Below are 15,829 nucleotides of genomic sequence, written 5' to 3' on the forward strand. Positions count from 1 at the left end.
TCGTGCAGGCAGGGAGAGATGGTTATGCAGTGTGAAGAGAGGTTTGTCAGAGCGCTTTGGCAGGATGAGCAGATCATCCAGGATTTACGCCGTGTGCGTGAGCTTAGGCTGCCGGATTGTTACATCGGTGCAGGTTATATTCGCAATTACATATGGGATGATCTTCATGGGTACGCCAGACGAGAGCTGCATAGCGATATTGATGTTGTTTATTTTGATGCCGTTCATCTTCAGGAGGAACGGGACATCGAGCTTGAACAGGGGCTGCGTGCTGCTTCAGGCAGCAGCAAGTGGTCGGTTAAAAATCAGGCGAGAATGCATCTTCGTAACGGGGATGCGCCCTATCAATCTACCGAGGATGCGCTTCGCTTCTGGCCTGAACGAGTAACCGCAGTGGCTGTGCAGTTGGATACAGACGATCAAATCAGCATATGTGCACCATACGGACTGGAGGATCTGTATGCGTTAGTTGTGCGGAAAAGCCCGGCGTTTAAGGATGCGGCCTACTATAACGAGCGTGTTCGCAATAAGAATTGGCAGGAACATTGGCCCAAATTAACGATAGTAAGGGCGTAAGTGCCGAAAGGAGTGCTGCTGTACTGGTACAGAAGTTTATACGGGAAAAAGGATATATTCTCGATCTCATGCTGCTGGCGTGTCTTGTTTTCTTTCTTGTATTCTGGGGCTGGAACTTTGCTGTTCAATTTTTGGCGCTCATCACAGCGACCTTTATGATATTAAGAAGGATAAATTACGAGAAGCACATTTGGTTGAAGCGTGTGCTTCTGATCGGGTTCGGCATCGGCGCAGTATCCTTTGTTATTATTGAAGCGCTTGTATTTACCCAGCTTGGTTCGAAGGATACCGAGCAGGCGGATTATGTTATCATTCTCGGTTCGGGAATCAAGGGGACCGAATTATCACTGACCTTGAAACAGCGGCTGGATGCCAGTCTGGATTACGTTCGCGACCACCCGCGGATCCCGGTCATTGTATCCGGGGGACAAGGACCGGGTGAATCCATTCCCGAAGCTCTTGCGATGAAAAATTATCTGGTAGATCAGGGCATCGCTCCTGCTCAGATCATTATGGAAGACCGCTCGACAAGTACGCAGGAAAATCTGGCTTTTTCAAAAAAAATCATTGAGGCATCCGGGGTGGAACATCCCGAAATTATGATTGTCACAAGTGATTACCATATGTTCAGATCCAAATATATTGCTGCCAAAAACGGCTACGCCGCAGAATACGGCATATCCGCTCCTTCACCGGGATATTTGAAGCCGATCAACATGATTCGTGAGTATTTTGGCACAGTCAAAGCCTTCCTATAGCCGTACTGCATTCGTAAGCCCGCTGAGAACATCTCAGGCGGGTTTGTTTTTATTTTTTCAAGATAAGGGGTAGAGACTTTCACAGGAACCTTTAGTCGTGAGGTAATTCACTTCCCTATGCCCTTTCGGCACTTCAAAAGCAGTGGACAAAGCATGTTATAATAAAGGTCAAAATAGATGGACAAGGCAGGAGTGAACGATCATTACAGCATATCAATTACCTGCTCTTCAGGAGCAGAAAAACGTTTCAGCAAACGAATTGGAAGACATTATACGGATGTTGGCACATGCGCCTTTACTATACGATGATGGTCAGCACATTCAGGTCGAGGATTATATGGAAGGACTGGAGGTTGAACTGACGCAAGAAACCCGGCGTGCCGTGATTGAGCTGTATGAATTGGCTGTGAAGGCTTGCCGGTGTTTCACGGATTCATACGCCTACGAGCAGCTGCAGGATGTGCTTGGACTGCAGGCGGAGTTGTGGCAGGAGGGAGTGCTCACACTGCAGGACTGGATGTACTGGTTAAAGCAGATCGCTGAGAGACAGCGGGGGCTGCCGGAGTATGATTTTGCGGCAATGCTGGGTGAACTGCCAGAAGGTTATATGATTCATGATTTTCATGACGAGCTTCTATACCGGCTTGAACAAAATTGTGCGGATGCCTGGGCTAGTGAAGAGCGCAGCCGTCTGTACGCGTCTCTTGGTGTGAAGTGACCTCGGATTGAAATTGAAACGGTTCAAGCGAGACGCAGCGTTTCAAGCACTGCTCAACAAAAAAATGGGGCATCATCAAACGAAAGGGTCGGCTGCGGTGTTTAAGCTGTTATGAATGCAGGGCATTACCCATATGGAGAGATGAGGGAATACCATGAAAAAGGTTGTACTTGCTGGAGGAACCGGATTTGTTGGTCAGGATTTTGCACGCAGGTTTAAAAAACGGGGATATGATGTGCTTATCATTTCACGCCAACCCGGACACATCGCCTGGGAAGATCGATCAGCCATCGCTGCAGCTCTTGAAGGCGCGGAGATGCTTATTAATCTGGCTGGCAAATCGGTAAACTGCCGCTATACGGAAGAGAACCGCAGCATGATTATGGAATCCAGAACAGAGACGACGCACATTCTTGGAGAAGCGGTGCTGGCATGTGCGCAGCCGCCCGAATTGTGGATTAACTCCAGTACAGCCACCATATATCGTCATGCGGAAGATCGTCCAATGACGGAACAAGAGGGTGAGATTGGCTCAGGGTTCTCCGTGGATGTAGCAAAAGCATGGGAGCAGGCATTTTTTGAATTCAAGCTGCCGTCTACACGCCAGATTGCACTGCGTATTGCGATTGTGCTTGGCGAAGGCGGAGTGATGGGGCCGCTGACCAACCTGGTCCGGTTTGGACTTGGAGGGGCACAGGGTGCAGGTACCCAGCAGTTCAGCTGGATTCATATCGAAGATCTATTCCGTATGGTCATGTTTGTACAGGAGCACCCGCGTCTGGAAGGTGTCTTCAATGCCTCATCTCCCCATCCGGTGACCAACCAGGAACTGATGGCGTCTCTGAGGAAACAAATGGGTGTACGTATTGGGCTGCCTTCTCCGCGCTGGATGCTTGAGCTTGGAGCCATATTCATTCGCACGGAGACGGAATTGGTGCTCAAAAGCCGCTGGGTGATCCCTGACAGAATGGAAAAGGAAGGTTTCACATTTCACTTTGCTTCACTGGATGCCGCACTTGCCGACATCCTCAAAACTTCAAAGTAGTGCGAAGCAGGAAAGGCCGCACATACACGTTTTTCGGAACTGTGCTCACTGGGTAGAGATGATCATAAATGTAAAATGTGGGAGGGGCAGAGCAATCTGCCCTTCTACAGATTCTGATGATATACAGATTAAAATCTCATCATGCTGCAGGTTTAGCTGTATTGAAATATTTCCCGGTATTCAGCATGAGGCAGATTCGGTTAATGGGTAATAGCACCAATTCTACATAAGACGTATGGAAGAGAAGAGGTTGAACACATGCAGCTTAGAAAAGTAAGAATCGCAGGATCAGGGAAATATCTGCCTCAGATGAAAGTAACGGACGAGGAATTGGATGCACGCCTGAATGTACCCGCGGGCTGGGTCAGTAAAGCGACAGGTGTAGGTTTTCGTTTCTATGCCTCAGGCGAAGAAACGTCCTCCTATATGGGGGCAAGAGCCGCAGAAGCTGCTCTCCTGGATGCCGGGATTTCTTTTGAAGAGATCGATTGTCTGGTATGCACAAGCGGAACAAAGGAACAGCCGCTGCCAAGTACAGCTGTGTTTATCCAGCAGGCGATGGGGCAGCAGGATTCGGGTGTACCTGCTTTTGATATGGATGCAACCTGCCTGAGTTTCCTGAACGGACTTGATGTGATCTCCTATATGGTGGATGCCGGCCGTTACCAGCGTGTATTACTTGTTGCCACTGAGATTGCTTCTGCCGGATTAAACTGGAAAGACCCGGAGAGTACAGCCTTGTTTGGAGATGGAGCGGCCGCAGTCATTATCGAGCGTACACCTGAGACGTCAGGCTCGCAGATCATTCACGCTTCGCTTCGCACTTACAGCCGCGGGGCGAGGTTTTCGGAAATAGCAGGCGGGGGTACACGTCAGCACGCAGCCAGCTATAATCGTGAGCAGCCCGCTCCCTATCTCTTTCACATGGATGGACAGGCGATTTTTCGTATGGCATCCAAGCTGTTACCAGGTTTTATGGATGAGATGCTTCAAGCTTCGGGTAACCGGATGGAGGATTTCAAGCTGGTTATTCCCCATCAGGGCAGTGCAATGGCTATGCGTCTCATTCGCAAGAAGCTTGGCATCCCTGAAGAACGCTTCATGGATATTACAAGAGGTCACGGCAATACCATTGCAGCTTCCATTCCAATGGGACTGCATGAAGCGATTCGTCAAAATCGGTTACAGCGCGGGGATCGCGTATTAATGATTGGGACGGCGGCAGGTTTATCCTTGGGAGGACTTATCTTTGACTACTAAACCTGAACTCGAACGAAGCAGGCTTCAAGCAGACCAAGCATGCAGAGTGCTGCTTACAGGAGGAAGAGCTCCGGTGACGCTGGATCTGGCTCGTATGCTTCATCGTGCGGGCCATCGGGTATTTGCTGCGGAGAGCATGAAGCGGCATTTGTGCAGTGCGTCCAGAGCAGTCGAGAAATCGGTTATCGTTCCATCGCCGCGCCATGATACGGAGGCATACCTGTCAGCCTTGGAACATTGGATCAGAATATGGCAGATTGATCTGGTCATTCCGATGTGCGAGGAAGTATTTTATGCAGCTCATGGGGCTGATCGTTTGAGGAAGCACTGCCGAGTGCTGGTTTCCAGCTTGGAAAAGCTGCATATGCTCCATCACAAGTATGATTTTATCCAGTATGCCAAGTCTGCGGGGCTTCCGGTTCCAGAGACACATCTGATACAGAGTCCTCAGGAGTGGCTGGAAACACAGCAGGTGCTCGGAGAAACGGAGGAGTGGGTCTGGAAACCGGTGTATTCCCGTTTTGCTGCTAGAGTGCGCATGCCGTTACAGAGGCTGTCCCATATCCATAAGAATAACCTCGCCGATTCAGGTGGAAGTACCGCAAAAGCACATCAGACGCGGTCTCATCATAAACGGATGACCACGCCATCCCGGTTTGCCCTGCTGCGTCATGATCCACCGGACGAAATACTTTTATCCCCCGGGACTCCTTGGGTGGCCCAGCGGTACATAGATGGACGGGGGCTGTGCACCTACAGTGTGGTGCATGAAGGGCAGTTGGTTGCTCATGCTGCCTACGAGAGCGGATACCGTACAGGTGAGGTAGGTGCGAGTGTGTTTTTTGAACAGGTCCAGCATGAGGAGGCTCATGCTTGGGTGAAGCGATTTGTGCAGGCAGCGGGTTTTAGCGGGCAGATCGGATTTGATTTTATTGAAGACGCGAACGGACAAGTATATGCAATCGAGTGCAATCCGAGGGCAACCAGCGGCATTCATCTGTTTCATCCAGGTGATGGTTTGGTTCGCGCTTTGCTTGACCCCGCAGGCCTTTTGAAAGAAGGTATAGAAGTAACGCCGCAGCCGGGAGCTAAGGCCATGCTTTCACTGCCTATGCTGGGAAGCGGCATGAGACAGATTCGAGGCAGCAGAGGGAGTATGAGGGCATGGATGGCCGCTTGGCGTGGTGCGAGGGATGTCGTGTATATGCCTCAGGATCGGAGGCCCTTCTTCATGCAGTGCAGCGTAGTGCTCGCGGCATGGCGTCTTGCGCGTTCACAGAAGATTTCACTGACAGAAGCGTTGACTCATGACATAGAATGGAACGGTGAACAATCATGAAGAAAGCACTGGTCACAGGGGCTACAGGCTGTTTGGGACGACACCTGGCTGTACGGCTTGCCGCAGAAGGCTGGGTTGTAACGGGACTAGGCCGTCAGCAAGAGATTGGGACTTTACTGGGCCCCGCTGGCATTCAATTTGTACAAGGCGATATTCGGGACCGGCGGATTGTGGATGAGGTATGTGCGGGTCAGGATGTCGTTTTTCACTGTGCGGCATTGTCGGCGCCGTGGGGAAAGTACGAAGACTTTTACAGCAGCAATGTGCAGGGCACGCAGAACCTGGTCGATAGTGCTGGGCGCAGCCAGGTGGAACGTTTCGTGCATGTTTCCACTCCAAGTATATATTTTAACTTTACACCGCGTTACGAAGTTCATGAAGATGATCCGCTGCCAGCCAAACCTGCCAATCATTATGCGGCTACCAAACGGCTCGCCGAGCAATTGGTTATGGATGCACACCGTAGAGGTCTGCCTTCAATCATGATTCGTCCGCGAGCTATTTTCGGTCCGTATGACCAGACCCTCTTTCCCCGCATTGTGGCGGCAAATGCCAAACGGGGAGTGCCTATGATTGACGGTGGGCAGGCATGGATTGACCTGACATGCGTAGATAATGTAGTGGATGCCTTGTTATTGTGCCAGCGTGCTTCTACTGATGCGCTGGGTAGAGCCTATAATATTTCCAATGGAGATCCCAAACCGTTTGCTGAACTGGTCAGCAGCCTGTTTGAACTGTTAGACATGCCGCTTCGGCGCTTGAATGTTCCATACCGGGCGGCTTATGGTGCTGCAGCTTTGCTGGAAGGTGTGCATCGGATCATTCCGGCTCTTGGCGAACCAATGCTTACCAGATATACGGTTGGATCTCTGGGTGTGCCGCAGACGCTGAACATTAACGATGCCAAAGAGCGGTTGGGATATATACCGCGGGTGTCTATTGAAGCGGGACTGCAGCAATTTGCGGATTGGTGGAGAGGTGGATCATGCTGACGACAATGCCAGTAACGTTATATTTGGGTGCAGCAGGGTACTGTACACATCCCGAAAGGCTGACGCTTCGCGGCGGAAGCATAAAGCCTGTTCCTTTTCCGGCAGGGTTTGCCTGCATTATTCATCCGGTACATGGTCCTGTGCTGCTGGATACGGGGTACAGTTCCCGCTTTTTCGATGAGACTGCACGTCTGCCTAATGCATTATATCGTCATATCACACCCGTGGTATATCGGGACGAGGACAGCGCTGTTCATTTTCTGAAGCGGATCGGGCTGCTTGCATCGGATATTCGTTATGTCATTCTTTCCCATTTTCACGGGGATCACATCGCTGGTGTGCGTGATTTTTCGGAGGCCGCTTTTATTTATCTGCCAAGAGCCTATGATGCTGTTCGCTCACTTGGTCCGATTGCGGCAGTAAAGGCCGGATTTCTGGCAGGGCTGCTCCCCGATGATTTTGTCCCTCGGTCGCTGCCCGTGAACTCGCAGCCCAAACGATGGGCGGAGGTGACAGAGCATGCGGGAGTAGTAGTGCCGGATGGATTCCCTTGGGATGAGGTGTACGATATTTTTGGGGACGGCAGCGTGCTGGGTGTCGATGTATCCGGTCATGCGGAAGGCATGATGGGTCTCTTGCTGCGGACAGAGCAGCATACCTATTTTCTGTGTGCCGATGCGGTGTGGTCAAGTCGGGCGTTTCGTGAACAGCGCAGACCCCATGCGCTTGCGAGCATCATTATGTCGGATCGGCGGGAGTACAGACGGAACTTTGATAAGTTAGTTCAGCTGCATCAGCAGTTTCCTGATCTTCGGATTGTACCGAGCCACTGTCAAGAAGTGCTGCGTTCATGGGGCATGGGAGGTACCGAGTTATGAGCAGTCCGTTTCGCATTGTAACTCATTATGCACTTGCACGAGGAATGCGAAGATGGGCCAATCGGGAGCAGCTTGAACGCTGGCAGGAACGACGAATCCGGCGGCACGTCGAGCATGTCCGAGCGGCATCACTGTTCTACCGCGAGTGGTGGGGCGAACGGAACGCATCGCAGTGGAGACATTTTCCGCAGATCGACAAGTCCATTATGATGCAGCATTTCGATGCGCTGAACACCGTAGGTATCACGAAGGAAGAGGCGTTTATTCTGGCAGGGGAAAGTGAAGACACTCGTGATTTCAAGCAGTCCTCTATTCAAGGAATAACGGTGGGGCTGTCCTCGGGGACATCTGGTAACCGGGGCCTGTTTCTTGTGAGTGATCGGGAGCAGGATGCTTGGACAGGTACAGTATTGGCCAAACTGCTGCCGGGTGGGCTGTGGAAACCCGCCAAGATTGCTTTCTTCCTGCGTGCAAACAGTAAGCTGTACGAATCTGTGAAGCGCGGCAGACTGCAGTTTCAATACTTTGACCTGCTGGAACATGTGGATGTTCTGATCGAACGTATGAAACAATACCAGCCCACTGTGTGGGTGGCTCCGCCTTCCATGCTTCGTATACTGGCCGATTCGTATCTGCAGGGCCGTCTGACCTATGAGCCGCATAAGATCATTTCAGCCGCTGAGGTGCTTGATCCACTCGATCGTAACGTGCTGGAGCGCGTATTCGGGCAGACCGTTCATCAGGTATATCAGTGCACAGAGGGTTTTCTGGGTGCGACCTGTTCTCATGGTACATTACATCTTAACGAAGACATTGTGCATATTGAAAAAGAATACATTGATCCTGCGACTCGTCGGTTCGTGCCTGTGATTACGGACTTTTCCAGAACGTCACAGCCGATCATCCGATATCGGCTGAATGATATACTAACCGAAGCGGCAGCGCCTTGCCCCTGCGGTTCATTGTTTACTCCCATTGAGCGGATAGAAGGCCGCAGTGATGATACGCTCTATTTTTCACATGTATCGGAGGGTGAGGCTGTTTCGGTTTTCCCGGATTTTATCAGTCGTGCCGTGATTGCAGCTTCGCCGGCCATCGAGCATTATCGTGTGGTGCAGCGCGGGAGCGGAGTACTGGAAGTTTCGATGCGGATCAGCGAAGAAGCAGATGAGAACCAGGTGCGGGCTGCAGTCATGCGGGAGCTCGGAAGATTAGCAGACCGGATGCAGTGTGTGCTGCCAGAGGTGCGTTATGTGCCGTACACGTTCGAAGCCGGAATAACCAAGCTGCGGCGGGTGGAGAGACGCCAGGACTAAGGGAAGAAGCAGGTTCAGGTAACCAATGATCAGAGAGCAGGTGATGAAATGACGGTATGGGCTTATAAAATAGGAGAAGATGTACCGCCAAATACTGCAGATGGAAGAGAGGCAGCGCGGGAAAACAAGACAGCGGAAGCAGTGCCGACATCGGGTGCAGAAGAAACAAGAACACTCAAACACGGCAGCGAGCGTCCTGTTGCTTTAATTACAGGCACATCCAGCGGCTTTGGTATGCTGACTGCCATCACGCTTGCCAAACAGGGTTATCTTGCTGCTGCAACGATGCGTGATCTGAGCCGCAAGGGAGAACTTGTGAACCGTGCCGAGGAAGCGGGTGTAACGGACGGGCTCCATTATCTGCAGCTGGATGTGACTGGATTCGGAGTCTATACAGACCGCGGTCGACACGGTGATACAGCAATATGGACGCATTGATATACTGGTGAATAATGCCGGCTTCGCTGTGGGCGGGTTCATTGAAGAAGTGTCGATGGAGGACTGGCGGCGGCAGATGGAGACCAATCTGTTTGGATTAATCGCGGTCACACGTGCCGTCCTGCCTGTTATGCGTCAGCAGAAGCAGGGACTGATTGTTAATCTTTCAAGTGTAAGTGGCCTGTCGGGGTTTCCCGGATATGCGCCTTATGCCGCTTCGAAATTTGCTGTGGAAGGATTCACAGAAAGCCTGCGTCATGAGATGTCTTCGTTTGGCATTCGGGTCGTACTCGTGGAACCAGGGGCGTATCGCACACCCATCTGGAAAAAAGGATTGGGGGAGATTCATCGGAATGAGAATTCACCTTATAAGCATAAGCTGGATGCAGTCCTTCAATATTCCAGACATGCGAGCGAGACTGCACCTGATCCACAGGAGGTTGCTGAACTGATCGGGCGGATTGCACGCATGCGAGCACCAAGGCTGCGGTATGCGCTTGGTAAAGGCTCGAGGATGCTTATTATGGGAAAGGCGCTGCTGCCGTGGAAGTGGCTGGAGCGAATCATTGCCCGTGCCCTTCGATCGTGAAGGGGCGTGAATCTGTGACATGTATGTATGGAAGCCGTATACTTTTCTACTGGGGGTTGGTTCATGTTTGAGGTTATCGTGATTGCCCTGCTTCTTATTATTACTGGTCTGCTCCTGCATATCAACATCAAGCTCCCGGCCCGTGACCGGGTACGGGAAGCGTTGGACCGTGATCTTGCCCAGAGAGACAGCCACGACCACAACCATAATTCGAATCACAACAAGAACTAACTAGAACGAGTACCCGAAAAATAGCTGTATAAGTTGAATTATTCTTAGGCGCAGAAAAAACCAAATCTTGGGGGTGTTCAGACGAAGATGGAAGCGACGGCGAATGTCAAACTTCAGATGGATTACCCTTATGACATGCAGGGAGTGGATGAACGTTGAACAAGAAAGCTGGGCGAGAAAGGTACATCCTGCGCAGTGTGGAGCGTGAAGAATACGGGCTGTATTGGCCCCTGCGTCTTGAAGCCCTGCGAACGCATCCCGAAGCTTTTGGGGCTTCTTATGAGATATCCAGCCAGCTGTCTGTGAGTGAAGTGCAGGATCGCATACATAATGAGCCGGATGACTATATTTTGGGTGCGTTCACACCTGACGGCACACTTGCGGGTATCATGGGTTTTAAAAGAGAATACGGCCTGAAGCTCAGGCACAAGGGATTCATCTGGGGTGTCTATGTATCGCCTGCGCATCGGGGGCAGGGACTGGCATCTCTAATGTTAACCGAGGTACTGGAGCGGGGCAGCCAACTGGACAACCTCAAGCAGATTAACCTGAGTGTCGTCACGGCCAACGCTGCGGCGAGACGTTTATATGAACGGCACGGGTTTGAAACCTACGGGATCGAACGCCATGCACTGGAAGTTGAAGGCCAGGTTTACGATGAGGCGCACATGACGTATTTTTACAATGGAGAGCCCGGTTGAACCGATAGAATAGGCAGGAGGAGCCGTTCAATGATGGATGAAGTTATTCATAAGGTACCTTCACGAATACAATGGGACGGATGTGGGGCTCCTCTCGCTTTATGTCTCCAGAGGAATTTGAACTTGGAGCACCGATTGATGCGGTGACGAATGTGTTTAACATGGGAGCGATGGCATTTGCTCTCCTTGGTGGCGAGCTGGATCGTTCCTTTGAGCGTTGGGATGCCGGTGAAGCGCTGTATGAGGTCGTCATACGTGCGGTCAATCCTGACCGTTCCCACCGTTACACATCTGTGGCGGAGCTCGGTCTGGCCTGGAATAAGGCGAATGCATAATGATGCATCACCGGATTCGTATCTATGCAAAAAATCCCGTATAATGGAAAATGATAAGGAGGTTTGATGATGGTGTGCCGATATGCTATGTCTGGACCGTATAAAGAAATATATGCTTGTTTTAACTGCCGTAAATCTTTTAAACAAGTATCCCCCCGTGATTTGAATCCGCAAACGGCAGCAGGGCTTGAACATAAATGCCCGCAATGTGCGGAGATCATGGTGAATATGGGTCATGATTTTCAGGCTCCGAAGCAAACAGATGTCAAGCAGTGGACCAAAGTAATGACGCTGTATCGTCATGGTGTGACCTTTCATAACTGTGGATGCGGGGCAGGATATCGTCCTGCTGATCTGCGTGAGGTACCTGAATTTCTGGAACAGCAGGCCGCTGGCCAAAGAAGTGAAGGGGAGAGACTGCTTCATCAATGGATGAGATAGGAACAGGACAGGAGAACATGCAGCCATGATTCGCAATTTCATACAAAAAGACCTGCAATATGTCATTGAAGCGCATAGCCGTATTTATGGGGACGAGTATAATTATGATGACAGCTTTGCTGCATTTATCTCCGAGACAGTCCAGACATTCGCTCAAACGGGTGACTTCACAAGTGAGATGTTGTGGATCGTTGAGCTTTCTCAGAGGCCTTGTGGCTCAATTGGGCTGACACGTGTAAACGAGACAACCGCTCAGCTGCGCTGGTTCCTGCTTGAACCTGAAGCTCGGGGGGCAGGTTGGGGAAGGAAGCTCCTTGAGCACGTGATTGCGTATGCGAACCAACAGGGATACCGATTGATTTTATTGTGGACCAATCAATCTTTGCTTGGTGCTCGCAGGTTGTATGAGTCTTATGGTTTTGAAGTGAAAGAGATTCGAACGCAAATTCTGTCGGGCCAGGAATTGACGGAGGAGCGCTGGGAACTTGCTTTAGACCTCAAACAATTGCAGGAGCAGGACCTGCGCCGGAAGGTGTAACGATGAAAACAGAACCTGTTTATGCTGAACATACAATTGCAGGTGTGTGCTTTCAGGGCATATGGCGTTGGTACGTTACCGAGCGGGAATATTGGTTTCTGAATGTTGAGATGGAAGAACGATTTGGCATTCATGTGTTAAATGAGGAGACGGCGGCTGTTTTTCTGGAAGCGATTCAGGAGGAACAGGTAAGCACAGCGGAGCTGAGATGTGAGCTGCAGCATTTTCGCGAAAAGCACCGTGAAGGCGATGAATGGCTCAAGTATGTACCGTCCTTTCTTGTCGATTTTGATCAAAGGCTGTTTTTCTCCATGTTCCCTGAACCTGCCTCTTACGAGCATTACATGCCTGAGGGCTGGACGGGGAGTTACTCCAATTTTCTGGAGAGGGTTCCGGAGACAGAATGTTATTGGAAGTCGCAAGGCAGGTCTCTATTTGAGGAAAATTTGGTTTAATGGAGGTGCTGTCATGAGAAATAACAGCTTGAATCCAGTGAGGACAACGGTCTGAAGGAGTGGGTTATGGCTCAGGCCAGTGCTGAGATGTTGGGACACGATAATCCGGTGCTTGACTGGAACAGTGGCAAAGATTGGTTGAGGCAGTATAAAATGAATATAGATTAGGCTGTATTCGTCGAACGATTTTTTTGCACTTTAACGAAGAGAACTTGGTCAGTATAGAGGACTGTATAAATACGTTTAACTCCAGATCTATCTCTAATTTAACTTTCACCTCCAGTCAGCATGAGCAGTAATGAACGGTTCCTGCAGCCGAAAGAATACGTGATAGAGGTGACATCCTTGACGAAAAAAATTGCATTTTTTGATTCAGGCATCGGTGGATTAACGGTGCTGCACAAAGCGCTGCAGCAGTTTCCGGATGAATCCTACATATATTACGCAGATACACTGCATGTTCCGTATGGAACCAAGTCAGCGGACGAAGTCCGCAATTATATTTTTGCCTGCGTAGAAGCGGTTGTAAGGGAAAACGCAGAAGCGGTTGTCATTGCTTGCAATACAGCAACGAGTTTGGCGGTTAATGAGCTGCGCTCGATGTATGACATTCCTATTATTGGCATGGAGCCGGCCGTCAAGCCCGCCGTCGAGATGAACCGGGACAATGGCAAGCGGGTGCTTGTGTTTGCTACGGCTCTGACCCTGAGTCAAACGAAGTATAACGAATTGGTATCGCGTGTTGATGATGAGCACCGCGTTGACTCACTTGCGCTCCCGGAGCTCGTGGAGTGGTGCGAACAGCTTGAGTTTGACCCGGTACAAACAGCAGCCTACTTCCGCTCCAAGCTGTCCAATCTGGATTTGGACCAATACGGTACGGTGGTGATGGGCTGTACTCATTACCCGTTCTATACGTCCATTCTGCGTAAGGTGCTGCCAGAGCATATCCAGATCGTTGACGGCAGCACGGGTACCGTGAATCACCTGAAGCAGCGGCTGGGACTTCATGTGCAGCAGCAGGCTGGAAGCGGAGAACGGCGAAGGGAAGACAAAGTAATTTTTCTAAGTTCATCGGGCCGAACGGAAGATCAGGATAAAATGCGTACTGCACTTCAATATCTCAAAGAAAAATCACTCTAGACCAGACCAACGGAGGTGTCAGAGATGGAGTCCATTTATCTGATTCGTCACGCGAGAGCCGGAGGACAGGAGCCTTACGCAAGTCTGACGGATGAGGGATACAGACAGGCCGAAAAACTGGCCGATATGCTGTCCAGTCGCGGAATCTCCTACATTGTATCCAGTCCGTGGAAAAGGGCGGTGCAGACAGCGGTGCCTCTGGGCGCAGCGGTCAAACAGCATGTTCATATAGATGAACGTCTGCAGGAACGGGTGCTGAGTACTCGCGATCTGCCGGACTGGATGGATGCGCTGAAACGTACATATGATGATGAAGATTGGACGGCAGAAGGCGGAGAGTCCTCAAGAACTGCGGCTGCCAGAGGTTTGGAACTGCTGGAGGAATGCTGGAGCAGACCGGAGCCGAATGGAGCAGTTGTCACACATGGCAACCTGTTATCGTTAATTATTCGTCATTACAATCCTTCTTTTGGTTATACCGAATGGGCCAAGCTGTCCAACCCGGATGTATATGTTCTGAGGCGCGAACAGGCATCGTCAGATGAGGGGATAACCAAGGAGGCTGAACACAAGGTCAGTATGACGAGACTGTGGCCGGATTAAATAAAAAAGTGTTCCGACATCACTTTCGTTCAGTCGGAACACGTAATTAAACGGTATGGAAGCTGCTGGTTGCTTACAGTGCTGCGATCAGCAAAGTGACCCAGCCTGCTAGAAAGGCCACTCCGCCTAGTGGTGTAACGGCTCCCCACTTGCGGACGCCTGTAATACTCAACGTGTAGAGGCTCCCGGAGAACAGGAGGATTCCGGCAAACAAGAGCCAACCCGAGGTCATGACAAGGGATGTGGAGGGTAATCGGTCTGCGAACAGTCCAAGCATGATGATGCCGAGTCCGTGAGCGATATGATACTGAACACCGGTTTCGTAGATTTTGATCATATCAGCGGACAGCTTGCGTTTGAGTGCGTGTGCCCCGAAGGCTCCCAATGCAACGGCCAGAAACATCATAATGCTGCCAAGAACGATCAGAGTTTGCATGTCATTTTCTCTCCTTTATATGATAATTATCGTTCAGCTAACGGGTAATAAGCAGTACATCCATCGTTTGACGAGAGAGGATGCTGTGATATCTGATTACAATTTGCGCAGTTGAATCTGCTGAATGGAGTGATCGGCTTCTTTTTTCAAAATTAACCGTGCGCGTCCTTTGGTTGGCAAAATGTTCTCATGCAGATTTTTGGCGTTAATGTCCTGCCAGATCTGATTGGCTGTTTCAATGGTTTCCTCTTCATTAATATTGGCAAATCGTTGATGGAAGAAGGAATTCACGTTTTGAAAAGCGGTCTCCCGCAGCAGCTTAAAGCGCTCGACATACCAGTGCCTTATGTGCTCTTCCTCTGCATCAATGTAGATTGAAAAGTCAAAGAAATCACTGACCAGTAACGGCGTCTCCCGTTTCACCTGCAGTACGTTGATGCCTTCAATAATCAGAATGTCCGGCTGGCAGATCGTTTTCTCTTCGCCCGGGATCACATCGTAAGCCAGGTGTGAATAGACGGGTGCTTTCACTTCAGGCTTGCCTGATTTCACATCGCCCATGAATTTGATGAGTGATTTGATATCATAGCTTTCGGGAAAACCTTTACGGTTCATGATGCCTTTTTCCTCCAGGACCGCATTCGGGTATAAAAAGCCGTCCGTCGTGACCAGATCGACCTTGGGTTTACTGCTGCCTCTGGCGAGCAGGGCTTGAAGCAGACGGGCCGCCGTACTTTTTCCCACAGCAACGCTGCCCCCGATGCCAATTATATAGGGGGTGTGGAGTGCTTCTTTTTTCATAAATGAGGCCGTTAGCCGATCAAGATCTCGAGAAGCTCTTGCATATAAGTCAATGAAGTGGGTAAGGGGCAGATAAACATCCTCAACTTCCTGAATGGATACTTCTTCGTTTAAGCCCTTTAACTGTTCCAGTTCAGCTTCCGTCAGCGGAAGAGTGATCTGATGTTGTTTGAGTTCGGCCCATTCTTTGCGGTCAAACTCGATGTAAGGTGAGTATAAATTCATGAGATCCCGCT

18 protein-coding genes and 2 pseudogenes are annotated in these 15,829 nt (G+C 50.5%); 18 read left to right on the forward strand and 2 right to left on the reverse strand.

The genetic code is table 11. From position 1 onward, the window contains the following. Positions 1-24: 24 nt before the first annotated feature. The 18 genes and pseudogenes from MKY97_RS08435 to MKY97_RS08520 all read left to right on the forward strand — a co-directional run bounded on the left by MKY97_RS08435 (position 25) and on the right by MKY97_RS08520 (position 14,356). Positions 25-576 (forward strand): nucleotidyltransferase family protein, encoded by a 552-nt coding sequence (locus MKY97_RS08435; protein WP_342555008.1) that lies wholly within the window; start codon positions 25-27, stop codon positions 574-576. Then, entirely contained in the window at positions 546-1,334 is a 789-nt protein-coding gene (locus tag MKY97_RS08440) for a YdcF family protein (RefSeq protein ID WP_342555009.1), read from the forward strand. Before MKY97_RS08435 ends, MKY97_RS08440 begins: the two co-directional genes overlap by 31 nt. 277 nt (positions 1,335-1,611) lie before the next feature. Next, positions 1,612-2,052, forward strand: coding sequence for a hypothetical protein (locus MKY97_RS08445; RefSeq protein ID WP_342555010.1), 441 nt, complete (start codon positions 1,612-1,614; stop codon positions 2,050-2,052). 154 nt (positions 2,053-2,206) lie between these two features. Then, complete coding sequence (locus MKY97_RS08450) at positions 2,207-3,097, forward strand: TIGR01777 family oxidoreductase (protein ID WP_342555011.1); 891 nt, start codon at positions 2,207-2,209, stop codon at positions 3,095-3,097. A gap of 258 nt (positions 3,098-3,355) precedes the next feature. Next, positions 3,356-4,357 (forward strand): beta-ketoacyl-ACP synthase III, encoded by a 1,002-nt coding sequence (locus MKY97_RS08455; protein ID WP_342555012.1) that lies wholly within the window; start codon positions 3,356-3,358, stop codon positions 4,355-4,357. Further along, positions 4,347-5,696, forward strand: coding sequence for an ATP-grasp domain-containing protein (locus MKY97_RS08460; protein ID WP_342555013.1), 1,350 nt, complete (start codon positions 4,347-4,349; stop codon positions 5,694-5,696). Before MKY97_RS08455 ends, MKY97_RS08460 begins: the two co-directional genes overlap by 11 nt. Next, the gene (locus tag MKY97_RS08465) at positions 5,693-6,688 is read left to right on the forward strand and encodes an NAD-dependent epimerase/dehydratase family protein (protein ID WP_342555014.1); all 996 of its coding nucleotides are present in this window, start codon (positions 5,693-5,695) and stop codon (positions 6,686-6,688) included. Before MKY97_RS08460 ends, MKY97_RS08465 begins: the two co-directional genes overlap by 4 nt. Further along, positions 6,682-7,566, forward strand: coding sequence for an MBL fold metallo-hydrolase (locus tag MKY97_RS08470; protein WP_342555015.1), 885 nt, complete (start codon positions 6,682-6,684; stop codon positions 7,564-7,566). The genes MKY97_RS08465 and MKY97_RS08470 overlap by 7 nt, the downstream gene beginning before the upstream one ends. Then, the gene (locus MKY97_RS08475; protein WP_342555016.1) at positions 7,563-8,882 is read left to right on the forward strand and encodes a F390 synthetase-related protein; all 1,320 of its coding nucleotides are present in this window, start codon (positions 7,563-7,565) and stop codon (positions 8,880-8,882) included. Before MKY97_RS08470 ends, MKY97_RS08475 begins: the two co-directional genes overlap by 4 nt. A gap of 234 nt (positions 8,883-9,116) precedes the next feature. Beyond that, positions 9,117-9,909: pseudogene (locus tag MKY97_RS08480) on the forward strand (SDR family oxidoreductase). Between the two features lie 63 nt (positions 9,910-9,972). Then, complete coding sequence (locus MKY97_RS08485; protein WP_342555017.1) at positions 9,973-10,140, forward strand: hypothetical protein; 168 nt, start codon at positions 9,973-9,975, stop codon at positions 10,138-10,140. Between the two features lie 155 nt (positions 10,141-10,295). Beyond that, entirely contained in the window at positions 10,296-10,841 is a 546-nt protein-coding gene (locus MKY97_RS08490) for a GNAT family N-acetyltransferase (RefSeq protein ID WP_342555018.1), read from the forward strand. A 59-nt stretch (positions 10,842-10,900) separates the two neighbouring features. Next, positions 10,901-11,176: pseudogene (locus MKY97_RS08495) on the forward strand (serine/threonine protein kinase); the annotation flags it as partial. 66 nt (positions 11,177-11,242) lie between these two features. Further along, a complete protein-coding gene (locus tag MKY97_RS08500) occupies positions 11,243-11,617 on the forward strand; it encodes a hypothetical protein (RefSeq protein WP_342555019.1) in 375 nt (124 codons plus the stop codon). A gap of 25 nt (positions 11,618-11,642) precedes the next feature. Next, the gene (locus MKY97_RS08505; RefSeq protein ID WP_342555020.1) at positions 11,643-12,155 is read left to right on the forward strand and encodes a GNAT family N-acetyltransferase; all 513 of its coding nucleotides are present in this window, start codon (positions 11,643-11,645) and stop codon (positions 12,153-12,155) included. 2 nt (positions 12,156-12,157) lie between these two features. Then, positions 12,158-12,610 carry a hypothetical protein gene (locus tag MKY97_RS08510; RefSeq protein WP_342555021.1) on the forward strand — a complete coding sequence of 151 codons (453 nt, stop codon included), beginning with the start codon at positions 12,158-12,160 and terminating at the stop codon, positions 12,608-12,610. Between the two features lie 345 nt (positions 12,611-12,955). Further along, positions 12,956-13,753: a glutamate racemase gene (gene murI, locus MKY97_RS08515; protein WP_342555022.1), complete on the forward strand. Its 798-nt coding sequence runs from the start codon at positions 12,956-12,958 to the stop codon at positions 13,751-13,753. Positions 13,754-13,777: 24 nt separating this feature from the next. Further along, positions 13,778-14,356, forward strand: coding sequence for a histidine phosphatase family protein (locus tag MKY97_RS08520; protein ID WP_342555023.1), 579 nt, complete (start codon positions 13,778-13,780; stop codon positions 14,354-14,356). Positions 14,357-14,429: 73 nt separating this feature from the next. Here MKY97_RS08520 and MKY97_RS08525 read toward each other — a convergent pair whose 3' ends face one another. Together MKY97_RS08525 and coaA are read right to left on the reverse strand one after the other, a co-directional pair. Then, positions 14,430-14,792 carry a DUF423 domain-containing protein gene (locus MKY97_RS08525; RefSeq protein ID WP_342555024.1) on the reverse strand — a complete coding sequence of 121 codons (363 nt, stop codon included), beginning with the start codon at positions 14,790-14,792 and terminating at the stop codon, positions 14,430-14,432. 96 nt (positions 14,793-14,888) lie between these two features. Then, a complete protein-coding gene (gene coaA / locus MKY97_RS08530) occupies positions 14,889-15,818 on the reverse strand; it encodes a type I pantothenate kinase (protein ID WP_342555025.1) in 930 nt (309 codons plus the stop codon). Positions 15,819-15,829: the final 11 nt, after the last annotated feature.

The organism is Paenibacillus sp. FSL R7-0652 (genome assembly GCF_038595045.1).
GTDB lineage: Bacteria > Bacillota > Bacilli > Paenibacillales > Paenibacillaceae > Paenibacillus.